Source organism: Streptomyces sichuanensis (assembly GCF_020328095.1).
GTDB lineage: Bacteria > Actinomycetota > Actinomycetes > Streptomycetales > Streptomycetaceae > Streptomyces > Streptomyces cinnamoneus.
In genome coordinates this window covers 1-22,500 of record NZ_JAIXMK010000087.1, presented here as the reverse complement: position 1 = coordinate 22,500, position 22,500 = coordinate 1, and the positions used below count along the sequence as shown (strand labels likewise).

Here is a 22,500-nt window from a genome sequence, read left to right as displayed (position 1 = left end):
ATGGAGTATTGGAGTGTCGTCTGGCATCACGACTTCGCGGAAGAGCCCATCCTTCTCCTCAGCGAGGTGGGCGAAGACGGGTACGAGAATCGAAAGGTTGTAGAATTTCGCGACGGCCGTCTCCTCAAGGCGGATGGGCAGCATGAGGGGCGAATGGTTGGGTTGAGTGAGATTCCGGTTGGGGCGATAGAGGAGGTGGCGGCGCAGCCGGAATTTTCGGCTCAGTTCATCTCGCGCCATGAGTTCGAAGAGGCGTGGGCTCGGGCCGTGTGGCCTGATTAGACCCGTCTGCTCTCCCTTTAACTCAGCCCGCACGCCTAGCGCTTTGCGTAGTCGGCGAAGCCCTGCCAGTCGATGAAGACGCACGGGTCGTCGCCGAGGACCCAGGCGTCGTGGCCGGGTGGGCAGATCATGTAGTCGCCCGGGCCGAACTCCGCTTCTTCGCCGTCGTTCATCACGACCTTCATGCGGCCCGCGATCACATAGCCCGTGTGCGACGCCTCGCAGCTGTCCGTTCCCGCGATCGGCTTGACGTGCTTCGACCACTTCCAGCCCGGCTCGAACGTCGCCCGGCCCACCGGGCCTGCGCCCACGTTCACCAGTTCCAGGCGTCCCTTCCCTTCCTCGAAGGGGCGGACCTCCTCCGGCGAGTCGAAGCTCTTGCGTACGAGACCGGCCATGGAGGCTCCTCCTTGAGCAACGGGCCATCGAGCGACTCTGTCGAAGTTAGTCCTGGGTGTGGCCGGCTGCGCGGTGTGAGGGCCGGGCGAGTGACGGGGCGGTCAGAGCAGGTGGTCCAGCTCGCCGCGCTTCGCCGCCTCTATCAGGTTGCGGAGGCCCTGCCGGGTGGTGCGGATCAGTTCGTCCGGGTGCGTTGTCTCGCGGAGTAGTGGGATGCCGTCTGCGGTGTGGCCGATCTGGAGGCAGGAGTTGCCGCCGTCGCCTCCGCATAACGGTTCCTGCCAACGGATCTCGCTCATGTCCGATCGTTCCTTTCAGAGTTGCTGTGCAATTCCGTGGATGAGGTCGCGTGTCGCCGCCGGTGAAAGGGACATCGCCTCCGCCTTGTCGAGCAGGCCGCGGTAGTTCGCCAGCTGCTGTTCCGAGTCGATGAAGACGGGGCCGTGGAAGCTGTCCAGCTGAACCGTGTCGAGCTGCTGCACCGCGCCGCTGGCGTAGCAGATCGGCTGGCCCGGGCCGGCGAATCCCTGGGCGGCGAAGGGGAGGGCGCGGAGGGTGATGTGGGGCCGTTCGCTCATGTCGAGCAGGTGGTTCAGCTGTGTTCTGGCGACTTTGGGGCCACCGAACTGCATCTTCAGCGCCGCCTCGTGAATGATCGCCGTGTACTGCGGAGGGTTTTCCCGGATGGTGAGGATCTCCTGGCGGCGCATGCGATGGGTGGCGCGCAGCTCGATCTCCTTGGCCGGGAGGGAAGCGAGTGACTGCTCGAAGACGGCGCGTGCGTGCTCGGCCGTCTGCAGCAGGCCGGGCATGTGAACCATGAGGAACATCCGGATGCCGGACGCATGGTGCTCAAGCTCGGTCACGTCCAGGAAGCCGGGAGGCAACAGGCCGCGGTAGGACTCCCACCAGTAGGTGCCGCGCTCCTGGGCGATGTCGGCCAAGGCTTCGATCAGGCGGTGATCCGAGCAGCCGTAGTGGAGCGCCAAGGCGCGGACTCGTTCGGGGCTGATGCCGAAGCGGCCGGACTCGATGTTCGGGATCCGCGTTCGGTTCACGCCGATGAGGGCTCCGGCCTCCTGTGTGGAGAGGCCCGCTGCCTCGCGGATCTTGCGGAGCTCACTGCCCAGCCTGCGTTGACGGACTGTCGGCACGCTTCTCGGTGGCATGTCACCTCTCTCCGTTCGGCCACAGTCTGCCCCCAGCGGGGGCGCCACAGCCATCCGTAGAACCGTTTTACGGAAGCGGCAAACAGTAAGCCGGGGATGCGCTACCTTCGGTACCGCTTCGCTCACACGCCGTGGCGCCGGAAGTGCACCGCGTGGGCATGCCCTCCTTCCCTGGGTGGGGTGTGTCCGCGCCCAGGGAGGCAGGCCACCGGTCCGCTGTCCGCGTGCGAGAACTCCCTTCTGTCCTCTGGAGTCCGCGCATGAGCATCAACGAAACCTGCCCCGCCGCCAGTTCGCCCCGTATCGAAGCACCACCCTCAGGCCCCACCCGCAGCAACCTCAATTACTCCCTCGGGCTGCCCGGCGGCGCCTACACGCTCGGCATGGCCCGTAGCGTCGTCGGGCGGCTGCTGGGCGAGCACGGGCTCGCCGATCTGGCCGAGCTCGGGGTGCTCGCCGCGTCCGAGCTGTTGGGGAACGCCTTCGTGTTCACGCCCGGGCGGGACGTCAGCCTCGCCGTGCGCTGGCGGTTCGGGGTGCTGCGGGTGACCGTCTTCGACGAGCATCCCGAGCACGCCGAGAGCAGCGGTGCCGGGCGGGCCTGCCGGGCGTACCGGCGTGAGGCGCTCGGGCCGTTGGAGGCCGTCGTGGACGAGTGCGGGGGCGTGCTCGGGCTGGCGGCGGCCGGCAAGCCCGTCGGCGGCAGCAAGCTGTGGGTCGTCGTGCCGCGCCAGGCGGGGGCGCGCTATGCCACGCTGTGAGCCGTGTGCGCACCGGGAGGGCTGGGCAGAGGGTGCGCGGCCGGGAGAGATGCGGTGTCCCGTGTGCGGGGTGCGGCGGTTCCGGGACTACGGGGCCGTGCGGCCACCGGGCCTGGCGCACGTGCTCGTACCGTCCGCCCGGCGGAGGGGCGTGGCCGATCGGGCCGCTGCCCGGAGCATCGGCCTCGCCATGGCCGCCCGTTCCGCGGTCCGTTCCTACTGCCCCGCGTAGCCGCCCGTTCCGCGGTCCGTTCCTACTGTCCCGCGTAGAGGTACAGCGCCAGCGCCACCGGGCCCGGGCAGGCCAGGGCTCCCGTGACGGCCGAGCGGGCGGCGGGGGAGAGGCCCGCGCGCTTCAGGGCGTACCAGACGCACGACAGGAGCGCCGCCCCGGCCGCCAGCACCCCGGCCACCTGGAGGAGGAATCCGCCCGCCTCGGCCGGGTGTTCCGCCGCGGCGCTCCACACGGCGATCATCAGCACCACCACCAGGCAGAGGCCCACGGCGTGGAGCGTGATCACCCACAGGGTCGCCGCCAGGACGGTCAGGAAGCGGTTGTTCTTGGTCTGCACGGCAGGCGCCCTTCCGGCTGCTAGCGGAGCGACAGCACCCAGTGGGCGTCGTCGCGGTAGTCCGTCGGGGAGCAGGTGAAGTCGAGGTCGGTCGAGCCCGGCGGGACGTTGACGTGCAGCTTCACCGTCACCTTCTGGTGGGGCGCGAGCTCCTTGGGGAACCAGGGGTTCTCGCGGTCGAACGTCGGGCTCATCGGGCCGGTGGGGGTGAGGTTGCCCGGCAGGATCTTCTTCTCCATGTCGATCCCGTTCCCGGCCAGCCGGACGGACTTCTTCTGGTCGTTGACGTACGTCACCGCGAACTCGTAGGTCAGCTCGTCCTTTCCCAGAAGGAGGTCCCCGGGGAGGCTGGGCACGCGGCGGGCCTTGCCCACCGTCACCTTCATGCCGTCCCGGTAGCGGGCCGTCTGGCCCGCGGCCAGCGGGGTGCCGCCGTACTTCGCGCCCTTCGAGACCAGGTCCTCGGGCCTGTCGTGGAGGTGGGAGAGGCCGTTGATGAACCACGCCGTCAGGCCGAGGCAGACCACGGCGGCCGTCGTGCCCACGATCAGTCCCGCGAGGGCCGGGCCGCCCTCGGTCGTCTCGCCGCGCTTGAATTTCCCCCGCCCGATCAGACCGCAGATCGCGGCGGCCAGACCGATGAGGATGGCGAAGGGGATGCCGACGAGCGTCAGGGAGGCCAGGACCGCCACGACGGCCAGCGTCAGCGACGCCATGCCGGCGCCGTTGGGCTGCTTCGGCGTGAGGTCGGGGAGGCGGTCCGGCCGCGGCTTCGTGTTCATGCAGTGATCACACACGCCGGCGGGTGCTTCCCGGGAGCGGTCGCCCACTCAAACCGGACTGAGTAGCAGTACCCATGCCGACCCTACGTAAGGTACGCACGCACGGGGGCACGCCCCGTGGCACGGGTGGATCGGGATGAGTGGATTGAGCAGGACACCGGCGGTCACCGCCGAGCAGATGATCGCCGAGGCGCGGAAGGCGTTCTTCGTGATGTTCGGCTTCCTGGCCGTCGTCTGGGCGCTGCAGCTGGCCAACTGGGGGAGCGACTACGACCTCGCCCGCCGGTACGCCGTGGTCGCCGGTGACGTCGAGTGCATTCCCGGCATGCTCACCGCGCCCTTCCTCCACCTGAGCTGGCAGCACATCGAGAGCAATTCCGGTCCGCTCTTCGTCTTCGGCTTCCTGGCCGCCTACCGCGGGGTGGCCCGCTTCTTCGGGCTGACGGCGCTGGTCGCGGTGGCCAGCGGGCTGGCGATCTGGTGCTTCGAACACGACGGCGTCGGCACGGTCGGTGCCAGCGGGCTCGTCTTCGGGTACTTCGGGTACGTCGTCGTGCGCGGGTTCTTCGACCGGCACCTCATCGACAGTCTCGTCGGCGTCGTCATGGGCGCCTCGTACGCCTACACCCTCACCCTCACGGTCCCCGGCACCCCCGGCATCAGCTGGCTCGCCCACCTCGGCGGGCTCGTCGGGGGCGTCATCGGCGCGTGGGTCTTCCGCGACCGGCGAACCCCTGCCCCCGCCCCGGCGGCCACGCCGGCCGTCCCGGACAGCAGCTCCGCCGGCCATCCCCGCGCCGACCTGCACAAGGAACTGCGCGACCTCGGGCTGCTCTGAGCCGGGCACAGATGCCGCACCCGCTCCCGTAGCAGCTGCCCGAAGGGACTCATAGGCTGGTTGCAGGGGTCGAATCACTTCGATCCGAGGAGCCTCCGATGAGGAAGAACAGAAAGGGCGCCTGGCGCGCCACGGGAGTCGTCACCGCACTCGCCACGGCCGCCGCGATCGTCTCCGCCGCCCCGGTTCAGGCTCAGCAGACCGCGGAACTGTCCGCGTGGATCACCGACGGCTGGGGCGGCGGAACCGTCACCAGCCAGCCCGCCGGGATCAACTGCCACACGACGGCGTGGGACCCGTACTCGGGCGAGGACCCGCCGCCGAACCCGACCGGTGCCTGCACCGCGAGCTTCGAGGTCGGAACGACGGTCACCTTCACCGCCACGCCCGACCCGGGGTCCTACGTCAACTTCGGCCCCATGCCGAATCCCGTGACCGTGCGGAGCGGCTACAACTTCACGTGGGCGATGTTCTGCCCGAACGACGGCCTCTGCTCGGCCGGCTAGCAACCGGCGGGCTCGTCCGATCAGGACACTGGAGGCCGTGGCGGGAATCGAACCCACGTAACTCGCTTTGCAGGCGAGCCCCTAAGCCACTCGGGCACACGGCCATGCCGAACGCGTCGAATGATGCTGCACGTCATCGAACGTCTCGGCGACGACCTCGACCATACGGCCCGTCCCGCCCCGCATCAATGGCGCCTCCGGCCCCGCCACACGACCGTCATGCCGCGTTCACGGGGCCCCGCCTCACACCGCCAGGAACGACTCCACCAGGGGGCGGAACATGTCCGGCTCGTCGATCCACGGGTAGTGGCCCACCTCGTGCAGCGGGCGCAGGACGGCGCGCGGGAAGGACGCGGCCACCGCCTCGCCCGCGCGGAGGCCGGTGATCGCGTCGCGGTCGCCCGTCACCACGAGGACGGGGCAGTGGACGTCGCGCAGGCGGCGCAGGAGGTCCAGGCGGGCGGGTTCGTCGACGCCCTGCCAGAAGCCGGCGCGCGGGACGGGGTTCAGCTGGTCGGGCTCGCGGGCGGCGTGGGCGCGCTGGACGGGGGTCCAGCGGGCGTAGGCCATGGGGGCCGCGCGGAGGAGGAGGGAGCGGACCTCGGCGAGGTCCGTGGCCCCGGGCAGGGAGTGCACGGCCACGTAGGCGTCGACCCACCACTCCTCCGTCGCGCGGGACTCGAAGATGTCCTCGGCGTCCGTGGGGAGTTCGCCCTGGAGGCGGGAGCCGGGGGTGACCAGGACCAGGTGGGTGAGGTGGTCGCCGTGCGCGGCCGCGTACGCCTGGGCCGTCGCGCAGGCCGCGTCGTGGGCCAGCAGGGCGAAGCGGTCCAGCTCCAGATGGTCGCGGAGCGACTCCAGGTCGTCGGCCAGGGCGGGGAAGGCGTAGGCCGCGGGGTTCGCGGGTGCGGGAGAGGCGCCCGTGCCGCGGCTGTCGGGGACGATCAGGGGGCGGCGGGCGTCGAGGCCGGCGAGGTTCTCCAGGTACGCGGCGTCCCGGCCGGGGCCTCCGGCGAGGCAGACCAGCGGTGGGCCGCCCTCGCCGTTGTCCTCTCCCAGCACCCGGTAGTGCAGTTCGGCCGCGTCGTACGAGACGTAGTGTGGCATAAGTCCACCATGGCGGATATGTCCCTTGATCCAGAAGTAAGCCACCCGCACCCGCCCCCGGATCCCAAATTCCGCTTATGATTCCGGCGTGTTCGACTCCCGGCACATCAAGACGTTCCACGCGGTCGTCACCGCGGGGTCCTATTCGGCTGCCGCCCGCGCGCTCGGCTACACCCAGCCCGCGATCACCCAGCAGATGAAGGCCCTGGAACGGGCCGTGGGCACCCCGCTGTTCACCCGGGTCGGACGGCGCATGCGGCTGACCGAGGCCGGCGAGGCGCTCGCCCGGCACGCGGAGGTCATCCTCGACAGCCTCACCGCTGCGCAACGGCAAATGAGCTCCCTGACCCGGCTGCGCGCGGGCCGGGTGCGCGTGTGCGCGTTCCCCAGCGCGGGAGCCACGCTCATACCCGAGGCGCTGGCCCGGCTCGCCGCGGACCACCCGGGCGTGCGCGTCGAGCTGCAGGAGGGCGAACCGCCCGACTCGCTGCGCCGGCTGGTGCGCGGCGAATGCGACATCACCCTGGCCTTCACCTATCCCGGCCTGCACGAACAGGTCCCCGAGGAGCTCGTCGAAATACCGCTCTTCGAGGACCAGCTGACCGTCCTGCTGCCCATAGGGCACCCGCTGGCCCGCCGCCGCGCCGTCAAGCTCGCGGACCTGGCCGAGGAGCGCTGGATCGCCGGCTGCCTGCGCTGCCGCACCAATTTCCTGCACGAATGCGCCGAGCAGGGCTTCGCACCCGACATCGCGTTCACAACGGACGACAACCTCGTCGTGCAGTCCCTCGTCGCCGAGGGGCTGGGGGTGGCGATGATGCCGGGGCTGGTGTTGTCCTTCCTCCGGCACGACAAGATCACCGGACGGGCCCTCGACCCGGCCTGCCGCCGTCAGGTGTCGGCCTACGTCCTGCGCGAGCACCTCCGGATCCCGGCCACCGCGCTCGTCCTCGACGAACTGAAGGCCGTCGCCGCCCGCCGGGTCGGCTGCTGAGCGTGCCGACGCATCCATAAGCCCACTTTGGGAACCCGGCAAAAGACTGTCGTTGGACGTGATGGATCAGTGGCCCGACGCTGCCGGTATGACCACACCTACCGCAGCCCCGACGACCGCGCGCCTCGACCAGCTCGTCGGCGACGTCCGGGAGGCCGTAGGCCGCGGCCTGCCGCCCGACACGACGGCGTACCTCGTCGGTGAGCGGCTCGCGGCCCACCTCGGCGCCCCCGACCTGCTCACCCCCGAACAGCGCGAGGGCGACCCCGAGCGCTACCGCCAGCACATCCTGCACGCCGAGACCGACGGCAGCTTCTCCCTCGTCGCGCTCGTGTGGATGCCCGGCCAGCAGACCTCGATCCACGACCACGTCTCCTGGTGTGTCACCGGCGTCCACGAGGGCACCGAGAGCGAGCGCCGCTACCGGCTCGTGCCCGACGGCACGACCGCCCGCCTCGTCGCGACCGAGGACGTGGTCAACCGCCAGGGCGACGTCTGCGGCTTCGCGCCGCCCGGCGACATCCACCGGGTGCGCAACGCCTGCTCGTCCGTCGCCATCTCGATCCACATCTACGGTGCCGACGTCGCCCGCCTGGGCTCCAGCGTCCGGCGCGTCTACGACCTGCCCGCCGACGAGCTCTGATGGCACTCCTCAGTTCCCACAAGCCCACCGGCGATTCCACCAGCGATTCCGCAGGCAAGGCCGCGCGCAGGCCCGTCGGCAGGCCCGTCGGCGCGGCGCCCGGCACGCTTCCCGGCCTCGCCATGGCCGTCGCCGGCGTGGGCCTGGCGTGGACGGTGCACCGGCTCGTTCCCGCCGTGCCCATGCTCACCGCGGCCGTCGTCCTCGGCATCGCCGCCGCGCACCTGCCGGTCGTCCGGCCCCGGGTGCGCGGCATCGGCAAGCCCGGGCTCACGCTGGCCGGCAAGCGGCTCATGCGGATCGGCATCGTGCTGCTCGGGCTCAAGCTCAGTCTGGACGACGTGCTCGGGCTGGGCTGGGCCACCGTGGCGATGGTGCTCGCGGTGGTCGCCGCGACCTTCTTCGGAACGCTCTGGCTCGGCCGCAGGCTCGGGCTGCGCGGCGACCAGCCGCTGCTGATCGCCACCGGCTACTCCATATGCGGCGCCTCCGCGATCGGCGCCGTCAGCGAGGTGTCGGGCAGCGACGAGGAGGACGTGGCCACGTCGGTGGCCCTGGTGACGCTCTGCGGCACCCTCGCCATCGCGGTCCTGCCGCTGCTGCACCACCCGCTCGGCCTCGACGACGCGCAGTTCGGCCGTTGGGTGGGGGCCGGCGTGCACGACGTGGGACAGGTGGTGGCCACCGCGCAGACCGCCGGCCCCGCCGCCCTCGGCGACGCGGTGCTCGTGAAGCTGATGCGCGTGGCCCTGCTCGCGCCGCTCGTCGCCGCGGTGGCCGTCTCCGTGCGCAACCGCCGCCGGGCCGCCGTTGCCGCTGAGGCCGCCGTCGCCGTCGAGGCCGGAGGCCCCGCCGGTGCCGGTGCGGCCGGCGGGGGTGCCGCGCAGCCGGCCGGCAAGCGGCCGCCGCTCGTGCCGCTCTTCGTGCTCGGGTTCCTCGCCATGGTGGCCGTACGGACCACCGGGCTGGTGCCGGGCAGTGCGCTCGACGCCGCCCAGCACGCCCAGGAACTGCTGCTCGCGGCCGCCCTGTTCGGCCTCGGCAGTGCGGTGCACCTGCCGACCCTCACCCGCACCGGCGGACGGGTCGCGGCCCTCGGGCTGTGCTCGTGGGTGGTCATCGCCGGAGCGTCGTACGGGGGCGTGCTGCTCACCACCTGACGTCGTGCGGCGCTGACGTCGTGAGGCGCTGACGTCGTGCGCCGCTGAGGCCGTGCGGCGCGGGGGCCCGGATGTGGGGGGAACCCAGGAGGGGACGGGGCCCGGTCGTGTGCCGGGCCCCGCCGGGTTCACTGGGCGTAGATCTCGGTCATCTCAGTGATCTTGTTGTCGGAGCCGACGGCGACGTCGTAGAAGTTCGCGCCCCAGCAGAACTCGTCGCCCTTCGTCTTCTGCGCCTGCCCGCCGTCGTACTGCTTGCTGTCCGGGTCGGCGCACGTCTTCACGTGCGCGATGCCGGTCTTCGGGCCTTCCTTGTCGGTGCGGACCTGCTGGCCCTGGTCCTTCGTGATCACCGTGACCTTGGCGTCGGGGGAGAACGAGAAGGTCTTCAGCGCCCCCTCCGGACGGTAGGAGGCCCCGCTCGCCGTCGGGCTGCACTTGGCGTCCTTGGCGACGACGTTGTTCATCGCGCCTTCGACGTTGCTGACCCAGACGACCTTGTGGCCCTGTGCGGGGGCCGGGCAGTTGGCCCTGCTGGCGCCGCCGCCCCGGTCGTCCCTGCGGCCGCCGGGACGACCGCCCTTGGCGGACTGCTGCGGCGCCTCGGCGCTCTCCGAAGACTCGGAACCGGACGCGGCGCTCGTGTCGTCTTCGGGTCCGCAGGCGGTCAGCCCCAGTACGGCCGAAACGAACAGAGCGGTGGCGAAAACGTGCCGGATGGAAATGATGTTCCCCAAATGATGCTGCACGGCCCGATGGGCGTGCGACGTGCGTAAGTTGACGCACCGTCAGCGCAAAGCGCCGGACAGTGGTCTAGTCCACTAGTCTAGATCATGAGCATGGCAAGGTTGTCCAGCGTGGTCTCCGGCACGGGGCCTCCGACCTAGGGCCTACGGACGACACGAGTCCGTTCCCGGGCCGGGCGCGCACCGCCTCCCGGCTCCCTACGCTGGCTCCATGACCGCCCCCGACGCAGACGCCGCCCCATCCGTCCCCGTCACCGGCCTCGGCACGCCGGCCGAACGCACCGCCGGAGGCACCGACACCACCGGCGGGGTCCTCGGCCGCCGCCACCGGGCCCTGACCCTCGGCATCATCTCCGTCGTCTCCCTCATCGCCTTCGAAGCCAGTGCGGTCAACACCGCGATGCCGGTGGCCGCCCGCGCCCTCGACGGCATCGAGCTGTACGCCTTCTCCTTCTCCGCCTTCTTCACCGCGAGCCTGTTCGCGATGGCCCTGTCCGGGGAGTGGTGCGACCGCTCCGGGCCGCTGGCACCGCTCTTCACCGGCATCGCCGCCTTCGGGGCCGGCCTGGTGGCCGCGGGCTCGGCGCAGCAGATGTGGACGTTCGTGGGCGCCCGCGGACTGCAGGGCGCAGGCGCCGGGCTGGTGGTCGTCGCGCTGTACGTCGTCGTCGGGCGGGCCTACCCGGAACGGCTGCGGCCCGCGGTCATGGCCTGCTTCTCCGCGGCCTGGGTCCTGCCCGTCATCGTCGGGCCGCTGGTGGCCGGGACCGTGACCGAGCGGATCGGGTGGCGGTGGGTGTTCCTGGCCATCCCCGTCCTGGTCCTGCCGCCCGTCGCCGTGATGCTGCCCGCCCTGCGCGCGCTGCCGGCCGGCGACCGCCCCGGCTCGATGGACCGGCGTCGGATCCTGCTGGCGCTCGGCGTGGCCGCCGGGGCCGGACTGCTGCAGTACGCCGGCCAGGACCTGCACCCCCTCGCGGCCCTGCCCGCCGCGGCCGGGCTCGCCCTGCTCGCCCCGTGCGCCCTGCGGCTGCTGCCGGCCCGGACGTTCCGGGCCGGGCGGGGGCTGCCCTCGGTCGTGCTGCTGCGCGGCATCGCCCAGGGGGCGTTCCTGGCCGCCGAGACCTTCGTGCCGCTGATGCTGGTCACCGAACGCGGACTGTCGGCCACCCTCGCCGGGCTCTCGCTCACCGGAGGCGGCCTGACGTGGGCCCTCGGCTCGTACACCCAGAGCCGGCCCCGCATGGAGCCCCACCGGGAGCGGCTGATGAGCCTGGGCATGCTGCTGATGGCGCTCGCCGTCGCGCTGGCGCCCCTCGTGCTGATCGAAGCGGTGCCGGTGTGGGTGGTGGCCGTCGCGTGGATCGTCGGCGGCTACGGGATGGGCGTGACGCTCTCCAGCGGCACGGTGCTCACGCTGCGGCTGTCGCGCCCGGGCGAGGAGGGCACGAACTCGGCCTCGCTGCAGGTGTCGGACGCCCTGGGGAGCATCGTGACGGTGGGACTCGCGGGTGTGCTCTTCGTCTCGTGCGGGGGCGGCGCGGTCACCGCCGCGGAGGGCGCGCAGGCCGCGCCCCGGGGTGCGTTCGTCGCCGTGTTCGCGCTCGCGGCGGCCTGCGCGGTGGCCGGCGCGTACGTCGCGACGAGGGTGCGGCCACGGGGCTAGCGGGCCCTCCGGGGTCCGCCCGCGGGTGCCCGTCGGGGACGGCCGGGCGGCCCCGGAAGCCGATGTGTGAGCTCCGTCCCACACCCGGGTGAGGGCGGGTCGTCCCACCCGGGTGCCGGTGCGGACGCGGGTAGGCTTGCGCGGTTGCCGATCGCCGACCCTCCCCCAGCCCACCGCCGGGGGTACCCACAGACGGAGACCGTGACTACCACCACAGCGAACCACCACCTCTCGCCCGCCTTTCCCGGCAGGGCCCCTTGGGGTACCGCCAACAAGCTGCGCGCCTGGCAGCAGGGCGCCATGGAGAAGTACATCCAGTCGCAGCCCCGCGACTTCCTCGCCGTGGCCACCCCGGGCGCCGGAAAGACCACCTTCGCGCTCACCCTCGCCTCATGGCTGCTGCACCACCACGTCGTCCAGCAGGTGACCGTGGTCGCGCCCACGGAGCACCTGAAGAAGCAGTGGGCGGAGGCCGCCGCCCGCATAGGCATCAAGCTCGACCCCGAGTACAGCGCCGGCCCGCTGGGCCGCGAGTACCACGGCGTCGCCGTCACCTACGCCGGCGTGGGCGTGCGGCCCATGCTGCACCGCAACCGCTGCGAGCAGCGCAAGACCCTCGTCATCCTCGACGAGATCCACCACGCCGGTGACTCCCGCTCCTGGGGCGAGGCGTGCCTGGAGGCGTTCGAGCCGGCCACCCGCCGCCTCTGCCTGACCGGAACGCCCTTCCGCTCCGACACCAACCCCATCCCCTTCGTCACCTACGAAGAGGGCAACGACGGCATCCGCCGCTCGTCCGCCGACTACACCTACGGCTACGGCAACGCCCTGGCCGACAACGTCGTGCGGCCGGTCATCTTCCTCTCCTACAGCGGCAACATGCGCTGGCGCACCAAGGCCGGCGACGAGCTGGAGGCCCGGCTCGGCGAGCCCATGACGAAGGACGCCGTCTCGCAGGCGTGGCGCACCGCCCTGGACCCGCGCGGCGACTGGATGCCGAACGTCCTGCGCGCCGCCGACCGGCGGCTGAGCGAGGTCCGCAAGTCGATCCCGGACGCCGGCGCGCTCGTCATCGCCACCGACCAGGAGTCGGCCCGCGCCTACGCCAAGCTCATCCGGGAGATCACCGGCGAGGGCGCCACGCTCGTCCTCTCCGACGACACCGGGGCCTCACAGCGCATCGACGACTTCGCGCAGTCCGACTCGCGATGGATGGTCGCCGTCCGCATGGTGTCCGAGGGCGTGGACGTGCCCCGCCTCGCGGTCGGCGTGTACGCGACGACGATCTCCACGCCGCTGTTCTTCGCCCAGGCCGTCGGCCGCTTCGTCCGCTCCCGCCGGCGCGGGGAGACCGCGTCCGTGTTCCTGCCCACCATCCCCATGCTGCTCGGCTTCGCCAACGAGATGGAGGTCGAACGCGACCACGTCCTCGACAAGCCGAAGAAGGAGGGCGAGGAGGATCCTTACGCCGAGTCCGAGAAGGAGATGGACGAGGCGAACAAGCAGCAGGACGAGGACACCGGTGAGCAGGACATGCTGCCCTTCGAGGCGCTGGAGTCCGACGCGGTCTTCGACCGGGTGATGTACAACGGCACCGAGTTCGGCATGCAGGCCCACCCGGGCAGCGAGGAGGAGCAGGACTACCTCGGCATCCCCGGCCTGCTGGAGCCCGACCAGGTGCAGCTGCTGCTGCAGAAGCGCCAGGCCCGGCAGATCGCGCACAGCCGCCGGCGGCCGGACGACCAGGCCGACCTCCTCGAAATCCCCGCCGAGCGACGCCCGGTGGTCACGCACAAGGAGCTCCTGGAGCTGCGCAAGCAGCTCAACACGCTCGTCGGCGCCTACGTGCACCAGAGCGGCAAGCCGCACGGGGTGATCCACACCGAGCTGCGGCGCGTGTGCGGCGGGCCGCCGAGCGCCGAGGCGACGGCGGGGCAGCTGACCGAGCGCATCAACAAGGTGCGCGAGTGGGCCACACGGATGAAGTGACCTGCGCGCTGTGACGACGACGGGGCCCGGACGGTGAGTCCGGGCCCCGCTGCGCGTGGGGACGGGCCTTCGGGCCCGGCGCGATCAGCCCTGCTCGCCCGCGCGGCGGCGCGTGGCGACGACGAGGCCGGCGCCCGCGAGGATCGCTGCCGCGCCGCCCGCGGCGATCCACGGGGTGGCCGGGTCGGAGCCGGTGGAGGCCAGCTGGGTCGTACCACCGCCGGTCGTACCGCCGGAGGTGCTGCCGGTCGTGCCGCCCGAGGTGGTGCCGGCGGCCGACTGCGTGGAGCTCGGCGTCGCCGTGGCGGACGCGGAAGCGGAAGCGGAGGCCGAAGCGGACGCGGAGGCGCTGGCGGAGGGCTTGGGGCCGGAGGTCGACGTTCCGGAGGCGGTGGCGGCCGGGCTGGTCTTGGACGGGTCGGGCGTGACCTTGGCGGCCCGGACGGAGAACGCCTGGTCGGCCATGGAGGTCAGCATGTGCTCGTCGGCCACCCGGAAGATCGCCTTGTGGTCCGGGGTCTTCGTGTCGAAGCGCAGGCGCAGGTCGAACGAAGCCCTATCGCCCTTCTTCAGCTGGTACTCACCGAGTGAGCCGTAGACGGTGAAGGAACGTCCCTCCTTGGTGCTCTCGGTGAAGCCCGTGGACAGCTTCGCGCTCTGCCAGCGGCCGTCGGGGCCTGTGCGGTATTCCACCTGGATGGCGTAGTCCCCGGCCTTGGTGGCGTCGGGCTTGGTCGGGAGGTAGACGACGTGCGGCCTGAAGGTCGCGTCCTTGTCCCCCTTGCTGTTGTCGACGGACATCTCGAACTGCGACCAGTCGCCGCCCGCCTTGACGGTCTTGGGCAGGCCCTGCGCCGTCAGCGGGATCTGGAACGCGGTGGTGTTGTCGTTGTCGGTCTTCTCGGCCGGTTTCGTGTCCGCCGGCCCGCCCGCGCCGCCCTGCCCGGACGTCTGCCCCGTCGTGGCCGGCGCTTCGTCCGCGACGGCGGGCGCGGCCAGGAAGAGGGCCGGGGCGATGACGCCGGCGGCCGCGATCGTGGCTATTCGGGAAATCTGCATGGCGATCACACTAAAGCCCGGCAATGCCGAGGGCGGCCCCGGATTGCCGTGCGGATAAAGCGGATTCAGTAATTCCACCGGTGCGGTGCCCGGATTGTGGGCAGACCCTTCCGCTGAGCGGACCGGCGGCGCTACGGTGCCGGTCACGCACACGCCCCGTGGCAGCGCCGCCGCGGAGCGCAGCCGGATCATGCGTCAACGGCCGGCGGCCTCTCCTCGCGCGCTGCCGGACGGGACCGGCGGCGCACCCCCACCGCGGCGAGGGCCGCCACTCATCGGAGGAGGGGCGTCGTGACCGCGGAGACTTCGCAGACGCTCGACAGAGGACTGCGCGTCCTCAAACTGCTCGCCGACACCGATCACGGTCTGACCGTCACCGAGCTGTCCACCAAGCTCGGCGTCAATCGCACGGTCGTCTACCGTCTCCTGGCCACCCTGGAACAGCACGCGCTCGTGCGCCGCGACATCGGCGGCCGGGCCAGGGTGGGCCTGGGGGTGCTGCGGCTCGGACGGCAGGTGCACCCGCTCGTGCGGGAAGCCGCGCTGCCCGCGCTGCGGTCGCTGGCCGAGGACATAGGGGCCACTGCCCACCTCACACTCGTCGACGGCGCCGAGGCGCTTGCGGTCGCCGTCGTCGAGCCCACCTGGACCGACTACCACGTGGCCTACCGCACCGGGTTCCGACACCCCCTGGACCGTGGTGCGGCCGGCCGGGCCATCCTCGCCGCCCGGAGGGGCGAGATCGGCAACCCCGGGTACGCCCTCACCCACGGCGAACTGGAGGCCGGGGCCAGCGGGGCCGCGGCCCCGCTGCTCGGAGTGTCCGGCATAGAAGGGAGCGTGGGAGTGGTCATGCTCGCCGACTCGGTGCCCCAGCGGGTCGGGGACCGGGTGGTGGAAGCGGCGAAGGAGGTGGCCGAAGCCTTGCGGTAGGCGCGCGGACGCCGCCACGGCACGCCCGCGCGGGCCCGGGCACGCGGCCCGGACCCCGCGCGGCGCGGGGTCCGGGCATGCGGCTCGGGCCCACGCCGCGGCGGTGAGCCCCCGCGGGCCCGCGCTCACACCCCCGTGCCCCGCCGCCCCCGGCGGCGCCCCGTGCAGCCCGCGTGTCACAGTCGTCCCCCGTGTGAATTAGATTCGCAGCATGCCAGCTGCCGCCACCTCGTCCGCGCCGTCCTCGACGCCCGCAAAGGCGTCGCGCACCCGGGTCCTCGCCGTCTGTGCCGCGCCCGTCGTCGCCCTGCTCGCGGTTGCCGCCTTCCTGCCGCTGCCGTTCGTCATCGCGCAGCCGGGGTCGACGACCTCCAACGTCCTCGGCGAGCACAAGAACAAGCCGGTGATCACGATCACCGGTGCGGACACCCGCCGGACCAGCGGGCAGCTGCGCATGACCACCATCGAGGCCACCGGCCCCGACACGGACATCAGCCTGCAGGACGTCGTCAGCAGCTGGTTCCGCACCGACCGCGCCGTCATGCCGTACGACTCCGTCTACCCGCCCGGCAAGAGCGACCGGGAGATCGAGGAGCACAACGTCGCCGACATGAAGACGTCGCAGGACTCCGCCGCCGCGGCGGCCCTGCGCCACCTTCACCGTTCGCCCAAGGACGTCAAGGTCGAGCTCAGCCTCGCCGACGTCGGTGGACCCAGCGCCGGGCTGCTCTTCGCGCTCGGCATCGTCGACAAGCTCGACGGCGACGGCCGCGGCGGCGACCTGACCGGCGGTCGCACGATCGCCGGGACCGGCACCATCGAGCCCGACGGAAAGGTCGGCGCCGTCGGCGGCGTCTCCCTCAAGACGCAGGCGGCCCGGCGCGACGGCGCCACCGTCTTCCTCGTGCCCAAGGGCGAGTGCTCGGAGGCGCAGGCCGAACTGCCCAAGGGGCTGCAGCTGATCCCCGTCACCGACCTCGCCGGCGCCGTGGACGCCCTCAAGGCCCTGGCGGCCGGGCAGCGCGTCCCCAGCTGCTCCTGACCGGCCGGGGTCGACCGGGGCCGGCCGGGAGCGTCGCCCGCCCCGGCCCGCGCGGGAGGCGTCGGGCGCCTCAGTCCTCCGACGCCTGCTTCACCAGCGGGATGATCCGCAGCGGCACCGGGTTCTCCATGACGATCGCCGTCGAGGCCCGGACGATCCCGTCGAAGCCCACCACCTTGTCGATCACCCGCTGGAGGTCCGCGTTGGAGCGGGCCACCAGCCGGCACAGCATGTCGCCGTGGCCCGTCGTGGTGTGCAGCTCCAGCACCTCCGGGACCGTCGCCAGGTGGCTGCGCACGTCCGCCCCCTGGCCCTGCTTGATCTCCAGCGTCGCGAAGGCCGTCACGGGATAGCCCAGCGCCGCCGGGTCCACGTCCGGCCCGAACCCCCTGATCACCCCCTGCGCCTGGAGCCGGTCCAGCCGCGCCTGCACCGTGCCGCGCGCCACGCCGAGGCGCCGCGACGCCTCCAGCACACCGATCCGCGGCTCCTCCGCGAGCAGCTCCAGCAGCCTGCCGTCCAAACGATCGATCACCGTGAGCCGCCTCTCATAGTCATCCTGCACAGAACGCCCGGTAACACTGGACTGTCGCTGTACAGAATGCCCAGCGAATACGCCAACTATTGCGCACCTTGTGGATCGGCGAGACCCTGCGGCCATGACACAGACCACGGATCACACCCCTCACACCGCACGGCAGGCGGACCCCTTCCCGGTCAAGGGGATGGACGCGGTCGTCTTCGCCGTCGGCAACGCCAAGCAGGCCGCCCACTACTACTCCACCGCCTTCGGCATGAAGCGCGTCGCCTACTCCGGGCCGGAGAACGGCAGCCGCGAGACGGCCAGTTACGTCCTGGAGTCCGGCAGCGCCCGCTTCGTCTTCACGACCGTGATCAAGCCGGTCACCGACCGCGGCCGCTTCCTCGCCGAGCACGTGGCCGAGCACGGCGACGGGGTCGTGGACCTCGCCATCGAGGTGCCGGACGTGCGCGCCGCGTACGCCTACGCCGTCGAGCACGGCGCCACCGGCCTGGAGGAGCCCCACGAGGTCAGCGACGAGCACGGCACCGTCGTGCTGGCCGCCATCGCCACGTACGGCAGCACCCGCCACACGCTCGTCGAGCGCTCCGGCTACACCGGCCCCTACCTGCCCGGCTACGCCGCCGCCGAGCCGATCGTCGAGCCCGGCCCGCGCCGCTTCCAGGCCATCGACCACTGCGTGGGCAACGTCGAGCTCGGCAAGATGGACGCCTGGGTGTCCTTCTACAACAACGTCATGGGCTTCACCAACATGAAGGAGTTCGTGGGCGACGACATCGCCACCGAGTACTCCGCGCTCATGTCGAAGGTCGTCGCGGACGGCACCCGCAAGGTGAAGTTCCCGCTCAACGAGCCGGCCATCGCCAAGAAGAAGTCGCAGATCGACGAGTACCTGGAGTTCTACAACGGACCCGGCGTCCAGCACATCGCGCTCGCCACGAACGACATCGTCGCCACCGTGCGGGCCATGCGCGCCGCGGGCGTCCAGTTCCTGGACACCCCCGACTCGTACTACGACACGCTCGGCGAGTGGGTCGGCGAGACCCGCGTGCCCGTCGACACCCTGCGCGAGCTCAAGATCCTCGCCGACCGCGACGAGGACGGCTACCTGCTGCAGATCTTCACCAAGCCGGTCCAGGACCGCCCGACCGTCTTCTTCGAGATGATCGAGCGGCACGGCTCCATGGGCTTCGGCAAGGGCAACTTCAAGGCGCTCTTCGAGGCGATCGAGCGCGAGCAGGAGAAGCGCGGCAACCTCTGAGGCACAGCTGGGCCACAGCCGGTCCACACCCGAGCCGCGCCCCGACGCGATCTTCCACCCCGCCACCGACGGTGGCAGGGTGGACGCATGGGCGATCTGATCAAGCTCCTGCGCGAAGGACTCCCCGCCGAGGCCGTCCTGACCGACCCCGACGTCACCGCCTCCTACGCCAACGACATGGCGAGCTTCTGCCAGGCCGGCGCTCCCGCCGTGGTCGTCGTGCCGCGCACCGTCGAGCAGGTCCAGCACGTGATGCGCACGGCCACCGCACTGCGCGTGCCCGTCGTCCCGCAAGGGGCCCGCACCGGCCTGTCCGGCGCGGCCAACGCCACCGACGGCTGCATCGTGCTCTCGCTCGTCAGGATGGACCGGATCATCGAGATCGACCCGGTCGAACGGATCGCCGTCGTCGAGCCGGGCGTCGTCAACGCCGTCCTCTCCCGCGCCGTCGCCGAACACGGCCTGTGCTACCCGCCCGACCCCTCCAGCTGGGAACAGTGCACCATCGGCGGCAACATCGGCACCGCCTCCGGCGGCCTGTGCTGCGTGAAGTACGGCGTGACCGCCGAGTACGTCCTCGGCCTGGACGTCGTCCTCGCCGACGGACGGCTGCTCACCACCGGCCGCCGCACGGCCAAGGGCGTGGCCGGCTACGACCTCACCCGCCTCTTCGTCGGCTCCGAGGGCAGCCTGGGCGTGGTCGTACGGGCCGTCCTCGCCCTGCGGCCCGCACCGCCCGAACAGCGCGTGCTGGCGGCCGAGTTCCCCTCCGTCGGCCAGGCGTGCGAGGCCGTGCGGCAGATCATGGAACGGGGCCATGCGCCGTCGCTGCTGGAGTTGATGGACGGCACGACCGTGCGCGCGGTCAACTCCATGGCCCGCATGAGCCTGCCGGAGTCCACGCAGGCTCTCCTCCTCGTCGCCTTCGACACGCCCGACCCGGCGGCCCCGCTCGCCGCCGTCGGCGAGCTGTGCACGGCGGCCGGCGCCACCGAGGTGGTGCCCGCCGAGGACGCCGCCGAGTCCGCCCTGCTGCTGGAGGCACGCCGGCTGGCGCTGCCCGCCCTGGAGCGGCTGCGGCCCGCCACGATGATCGACGACGTCTGCGTCCCGCGCGGCCGCCTCGCCGCCATGCTGGACGGCACCACCGCCATCGGCCACAAGTACGGCCTGACCATCGGCGTCTGCGCGCACGCCGGCGACGGCAACACCCACCCCGTGGTCTGCTTCGACCCCGCGGACCCCGACGAGGCCCGCCGCGCCCGGGAGTCCTTCGACGAGATCATGGCCCTCGGCCTGGAGCTCGGCGGCACCATCACCGGAGAGCACGGGGTGGGCGTGCTGAAGAAGGAGTGGCTCGCCAGGGAGGCCGGGCCGGTGGCCATGGAGATGCAGCGCGGCATCAAGGCCGTCTTCGACCCGCTCGGCCTCCTCAACCCCGGCAAGGTCCTCTAGACCGCACGGGCCTACGCCCCCGATGCCAGCAGCTCCCGCAGGCCCTCGTCGAGCGCGAGCCGTCCCCGCTCCTCGCCCGGCGCCACGACCTGCAGCGTCCGGTCCAGCCAGGCCGTCACCGGCCGGGCCGGGGCCTTCAGCAGCGCCTGCCCCTCCGGCGAGGACAGGGCGATGCACAGGACCGCCTGACCCCGGTCCGTGACGGGGAAGACCGTCACATCGCCCACTCCGCTCGCCCGGAAGACGCCGGCCATCAGCAGCTCACGGGCGAACGTCCACGTCACCGGCCTCTCCGAGGCGATGTGGAAGGTGACGTGGACGGCGTAGGGATCGACTGTCCGGTAGGACAGCCGGGCCGCGACCGGAATGCTGCGCTCCGGCGACAGGACCATGTCGACCTTCAGGTCTCGCTCCACCACGGTGTGCATGAGTGCGCCCTCTCTCCTCGGGGACCGGCACGGGAAGAGAGGCCGCGGACCGCGGTTCATGACGCGGCTTCGCACGGTTTCCTGCGGCCGACGCGCACGGGACCGTGCCGAGGGCGCGCGCCCGGCGAGTGCTCCCCCCGCTGCGCCGAAGCTTCTCCTCGTCCGGGCTGACGGAAGGGAAAACGCCGGGATAATGGATCGCTCTCGCAGTGGCCGATGTCTCGAAGAAGGTGTAATGGCGGACAGCAACAAACAATCGAAATGGAGCGATTTCTTCTTCTATGCGCTCCCTGTTGTCTCCCCCGGCCTGACCGTTCTGTGCACCACTCAAATCGGCGGCAAAGAGGGCGCCGGAAAGATTCTGCTCATTGTCAGTGCGGTGATCAGCGCGATGCTGGCACCGTTGCTCTCGATGGTGGCCCAGCGGCGTTATCGCCAGGTCGAGGGCATCAAATTCGAAGCGGCGATGTCCGCGGTCATCGACCACATGGGGACGCTCACCTCCGGGCCGGACGACGCCCGGGCGATTCTGCGGCAGATCCACGACCGGCTGGTGACCACGCTGGCCAAGGACGCCAGTCCGCGGGCCAGGGCGGCGTTCTACTCGCTGGACGAGGCGGGCGCCCTCAAGCGGGAGGTGGTGTACGGGAACGCCACTCCTCCCGAGCGCTTCGACACGAAGACCGAGGAGGACCTGCTCCACGCGATACGGCGGGGCACGGTGGTCTATATCCCGGACAATCGGAACACCAATGGAAATCTACAGATCAATTTGGGCAACGATTACCAGTCCGCGATCGTCGCCCCGGCGTGCGCCGGGAGCGAGCCCCAGGGGGTGCTCATCATCGATGCGCCCAAGGCCGGCGAGTTGTCCAAGGTGCGGGAATCCTACGTCCTCGTCATCGCGCACATGGTCGGCACGGCCACCCGGCTGGGGGGCAAGGCATAACGGAATGATTGCTTCGCCTGGTAATTACGGTAATTGGCCAGGTGAGACTACCTCAATGATGGGGTAGAAAGGGTGAAGGTGCGGCGAAACGGGCGCCGCGGATCGCGACGCCCTAGGGTCGACACAGGTCTAGCAGGGCAGGGGGTCCCCATGATCACGCGGGATGGCCAGATGGTCGAGTCGGGGAGGCGCTGGATGGCCGGCGAGCTCACCAGCGACGAATATTTCTCCAGGGTGCGGGAATCGACGGCCATAGCTCCGGGATGGGAATTGCTGCGGAACGTCCTCTGTGGCGTCCTGACGTTTCTGCGCTCCCGGCGGGGCACCTAGCGCGGGCGGCGCGGCCGGGCCGGGGAAGGGGGGCCGGGTCGGCCGATGTGTTCGTACGGCCTTTCGAGGGGATCTCGTTCGAGTGTCCTGTTTTCGGCCGTGAAACCTCTCCGCTGTCGCCCGAAGGCAGTCTTTCTGGCGGTCACCTTCTTCCGGCGGCGCCGCTCTTCGTTAGTGTCGTGCAGGGGCGGACGGAGGTGTCCGCCCGGACGCTGTGGTAGCCGGAGACGGCGGATAGGTCAAGTGTGGTGTGCATGATCGGAGTTGGGGGCATTGGTGACCTCTCCTGACGGCGCCGGGGACACTCCCCGCGCAGGCTATTACCCCGACCCGTCCATCCCCGGTTACATCCGCTACTGGAGCGGCACGGCCTGGGTGCCCGGCACCAGCCGGCCCGCGCCCGCCAAGGGCGAGCCGATGCCCGCACCGCCCGCCTCGGTGGCCGCTCCGCCGCTGCCCGCGCTCGCCGCCCCCGTGCCGCCGACGCCGCGTCAGGACCGGCGGCCCGCGGTCCAGCTGCCGGACGAGACGGGTCCGGTGTTCCTCGACGAGGAGCCGGAGCTTCCCGAGGCCCGCACCGAGTCGCGGTCCGGGGCCTGGCAGGCGGACACCGCACAGCAGGACGGCTTCGGCCGGGAGAAGGACCGCGTCTCCTGGGGCGGGAGCCGGAGCGAGGACCGGAGCGGGAACGGGGGCGGTGACCGGAGCGTCGGCGGCGCGGGCGCCGGCCCGGCGCTGCCCAAGGCCCGTGACCCGCGCCTGCCCGAGCCGGCCGCCGCGGAGTCACCCGTGCAGGAGGCCCGCCCGGCAGCCGCCGTGACGCCGGCGCCGGAGGCCCCCGTCCCGGGCCAGGGCACGCTCACCCTCCGCCCCAAGCCGCACGGCTCG

The 22,500-nt window shown here is 71.5% G+C and carries 26 protein-coding genes and 1 tRNA gene; 16 read left to right on the top strand and 11 right to left on the bottom strand.

Annotated elements, in window-relative coordinates:
* Complete coding sequence (locus tag LE181_RS23070; RefSeq protein ID WP_225663404.1) at positions 1-282, top strand: DUF6881 domain-containing protein; 282 nt, start codon at positions 1-3, stop codon at positions 280-282.
* Between the two features lie 35 nt (positions 283-317).
* Here LE181_RS23070 and LE181_RS23065 read toward each other — a convergent pair whose 3' ends face one another.
* From LE181_RS23065 to LE181_RS23055, 3 genes are all read right to left on the bottom strand, one after another.
* On the bottom strand, positions 318-680 hold the full coding sequence (locus LE181_RS23065) for a cupin domain-containing protein (protein ID WP_225663403.1): 363 nt from the start codon (positions 678-680) through the stop codon (positions 318-320).
* A 102-nt stretch (positions 681-782) separates the two neighbouring features.
* Entirely contained in the window at positions 783-980 is a 198-nt protein-coding gene (locus tag LE181_RS23060) for a DUF397 domain-containing protein (protein ID WP_225663402.1), read from the bottom strand.
* A gap of 15 nt (positions 981-995) precedes the next feature.
* Complete coding sequence (locus LE181_RS23055; RefSeq protein WP_308103259.1) at positions 996-1,835, bottom strand: helix-turn-helix domain-containing protein; 840 nt, start codon at positions 1,833-1,835, stop codon at positions 996-998.
* 275 nt (positions 1,836-2,110) lie between these two features.
* On the opposite strand from LE181_RS23055, the gene LE181_RS23050 reads away from it, so the two are divergent.
* Positions 2,111-2,611, top strand: coding sequence for an ATP-binding protein (locus tag LE181_RS23050; RefSeq protein ID WP_225663400.1), 501 nt, complete (start codon positions 2,111-2,113; stop codon positions 2,609-2,611).
* The gene (locus tag LE181_RS32690; protein ID WP_225663399.1) at positions 2,598-2,843 is read left to right on the top strand and encodes a DUF6255 family natural product biosynthesis protein; all 246 of its coding nucleotides are present in this window, start codon (positions 2,598-2,600) and stop codon (positions 2,841-2,843) included. The genes LE181_RS23050 and LE181_RS32690 overlap by 14 nt, the downstream gene beginning before the upstream one ends.
* A gap of 22 nt (positions 2,844-2,865) precedes the next feature.
* Here the strand turns inward: LE181_RS32690 and LE181_RS23040 are convergent, their stop codons facing one another.
* Together LE181_RS23040 and LE181_RS23035 are read right to left on the bottom strand one after the other, a co-directional pair.
* Positions 2,866-3,183 (bottom strand): hypothetical protein, encoded by a 318-nt coding sequence (locus tag LE181_RS23040; protein WP_225663398.1) that lies wholly within the window; start codon positions 3,181-3,183, stop codon positions 2,866-2,868.
* 20 nt (positions 3,184-3,203) lie between these two features.
* Positions 3,204-3,965 (bottom strand): DUF4190 domain-containing protein, encoded by a 762-nt coding sequence (locus tag LE181_RS23035; protein ID WP_225663397.1) that lies wholly within the window; start codon positions 3,963-3,965, stop codon positions 3,204-3,206.
* A 145-nt stretch (positions 3,966-4,110) separates the two neighbouring features.
* On the opposite strand from LE181_RS23035, the gene LE181_RS23030 reads away from it, so the two are divergent.
* On the top strand, positions 4,111-4,803 hold the full coding sequence (locus tag LE181_RS23030) for a rhomboid family intramembrane serine protease (protein WP_225663396.1): 693 nt from the start codon (positions 4,111-4,113) through the stop codon (positions 4,801-4,803).
* A 98-nt stretch (positions 4,804-4,901) separates the two neighbouring features.
* Entirely contained in the window at positions 4,902-5,309 is a 408-nt protein-coding gene (locus LE181_RS23025) for a hypothetical protein (protein WP_225663395.1), read from the top strand.
* Between the two features lie 29 nt (positions 5,310-5,338).
* On the opposite strand, the gene LE181_RS23020 is transcribed toward LE181_RS23025, so the two are convergent.
* Positions 5,339-5,413: transfer RNA gene (locus tag LE181_RS23020), tRNA-Cys, on the bottom strand.
* 139 nt (positions 5,414-5,552) lie between these two features.
* On the bottom strand, positions 5,553-6,416 hold the full coding sequence (locus LE181_RS23015; protein ID WP_225663394.1) for an alpha/beta fold hydrolase: 864 nt from the start codon (positions 6,414-6,416) through the stop codon (positions 5,553-5,555).
* 88 nt (positions 6,417-6,504) lie between these two features.
* Here LE181_RS23015 and LE181_RS23010 point away from each other — a divergent pair, with 88 nt between their 5' ends.
* From LE181_RS23010 to LE181_RS23000, 3 genes are all read left to right on the top strand, one after another.
* Positions 6,505-7,410 (top strand): LysR family transcriptional regulator, encoded by a 906-nt coding sequence (locus LE181_RS23010; RefSeq protein WP_225663393.1) that lies wholly within the window; start codon positions 6,505-6,507, stop codon positions 7,408-7,410.
* An 88-nt stretch (positions 7,411-7,498) separates the two neighbouring features.
* Positions 7,499-8,053 carry a cysteine dioxygenase family protein gene (locus LE181_RS23005; protein ID WP_225663392.1) on the top strand — a complete coding sequence of 185 codons (555 nt, stop codon included), beginning with the start codon at positions 7,499-7,501 and terminating at the stop codon, positions 8,051-8,053.
* Positions 8,053-9,213, top strand: coding sequence for a YeiH family protein (locus tag LE181_RS23000; RefSeq protein ID WP_225663391.1), 1,161 nt, complete (start codon positions 8,053-8,055; stop codon positions 9,211-9,213). The genes LE181_RS23005 and LE181_RS23000 overlap by 1 nt, the downstream gene beginning before the upstream one ends.
* A gap of 128 nt (positions 9,214-9,341) precedes the next feature.
* Here the strand turns inward: LE181_RS23000 and LE181_RS22995 are convergent, their stop codons facing one another.
* Positions 9,342-9,962, bottom strand: a complete 621-nt coding sequence (locus LE181_RS22995; protein WP_225663390.1) for a hypothetical protein — start codon at positions 9,960-9,962, stop codon at positions 9,342-9,344.
* A gap of 208 nt (positions 9,963-10,170) precedes the next feature.
* On the opposite strand from LE181_RS22995, the gene LE181_RS22990 reads away from it, so the two are divergent.
* Together LE181_RS22990 and LE181_RS22985 are read left to right on the top strand one after the other, a co-directional pair.
* Positions 10,171-11,625: an MFS transporter gene (locus LE181_RS22990; RefSeq protein WP_225663389.1), complete on the top strand. Its 1,455-nt coding sequence runs from the start codon at positions 10,171-10,173 to the stop codon at positions 11,623-11,625.
* A 201-nt stretch (positions 11,626-11,826) separates the two neighbouring features.
* Complete coding sequence (locus LE181_RS22985; protein WP_225663388.1) at positions 11,827-13,614, top strand: DEAD/DEAH box helicase; 1,788 nt, start codon at positions 11,827-11,829, stop codon at positions 13,612-13,614.
* 84 nt (positions 13,615-13,698) lie between these two features.
* On the opposite strand, the gene LE181_RS22980 is transcribed toward LE181_RS22985, so the two are convergent.
* Positions 13,699-14,673, bottom strand: coding sequence for an LAETG motif-containing sortase-dependent surface protein (locus LE181_RS22980; protein WP_225663387.1), 975 nt, complete (start codon positions 14,671-14,673; stop codon positions 13,699-13,701).
* A 291-nt stretch (positions 14,674-14,964) separates the two neighbouring features.
* On the opposite strand from LE181_RS22980, the gene LE181_RS22975 reads away from it, so the two are divergent.
* Together LE181_RS22975 and LE181_RS22970 are read left to right on the top strand one after the other, a co-directional pair.
* Positions 14,965-15,606 (top strand): IclR family transcriptional regulator, encoded by a 642-nt coding sequence (locus LE181_RS22975; RefSeq protein WP_225663386.1) that lies wholly within the window; start codon positions 14,965-14,967, stop codon positions 15,604-15,606.
* Between the two features lie 211 nt (positions 15,607-15,817).
* Entirely contained in the window at positions 15,818-16,648 is an 831-nt protein-coding gene (locus tag LE181_RS22970; protein WP_225663385.1) for a S16 family serine protease, read from the top strand.
* A gap of 70 nt (positions 16,649-16,718) precedes the next feature.
* On the opposite strand, the gene LE181_RS22965 is transcribed toward LE181_RS22970, so the two are convergent.
* Positions 16,719-17,183, bottom strand: a complete 465-nt coding sequence (locus LE181_RS22965; RefSeq protein WP_190112009.1) for an Lrp/AsnC family transcriptional regulator — start codon at positions 17,181-17,183, stop codon at positions 16,719-16,721.
* Between the two features lie 124 nt (positions 17,184-17,307).
* On the opposite strand from LE181_RS22965, the gene hppD reads away from it, so the two are divergent.
* The gene (hppD, locus tag LE181_RS22960) at positions 17,308-18,450 is read left to right on the top strand and encodes a 4-hydroxyphenylpyruvate dioxygenase (RefSeq protein WP_225663384.1); all 1,143 of its coding nucleotides are present in this window, start codon (positions 17,308-17,310) and stop codon (positions 18,448-18,450) included.
* An 87-nt stretch (positions 18,451-18,537) separates the two neighbouring features.
* Positions 18,538-19,905, top strand: coding sequence for an FAD-binding oxidoreductase (locus LE181_RS22955; protein ID WP_225663383.1), 1,368 nt, complete (start codon positions 18,538-18,540; stop codon positions 19,903-19,905).
* Positions 19,906-19,916: 11 nt separating this feature from the next.
* On the opposite strand, the gene LE181_RS22950 is transcribed toward LE181_RS22955, so the two are convergent.
* Complete coding sequence (locus LE181_RS22950; RefSeq protein ID WP_225663382.1) at positions 19,917-20,333, bottom strand: SsgA family sporulation/cell division regulator; 417 nt, start codon at positions 20,331-20,333, stop codon at positions 19,917-19,919.
* 235 nt (positions 20,334-20,568) lie between these two features.
* On the opposite strand from LE181_RS22950, the gene LE181_RS22945 reads away from it, so the two are divergent.
* Positions 20,569-21,282: a GAF domain-containing protein gene (locus tag LE181_RS22945; protein WP_225663381.1), complete on the top strand. Its 714-nt coding sequence runs from the start codon at positions 20,569-20,571 to the stop codon at positions 21,280-21,282.
* Positions 21,283-21,888: 606 nt separating this feature from the next.
* Positions 21,889-22,500: DUF2510 domain-containing protein (locus tag LE181_RS22940; protein ID WP_225663380.1), on the top strand; the 612-nt coding region annotated here is incomplete at its 3' end.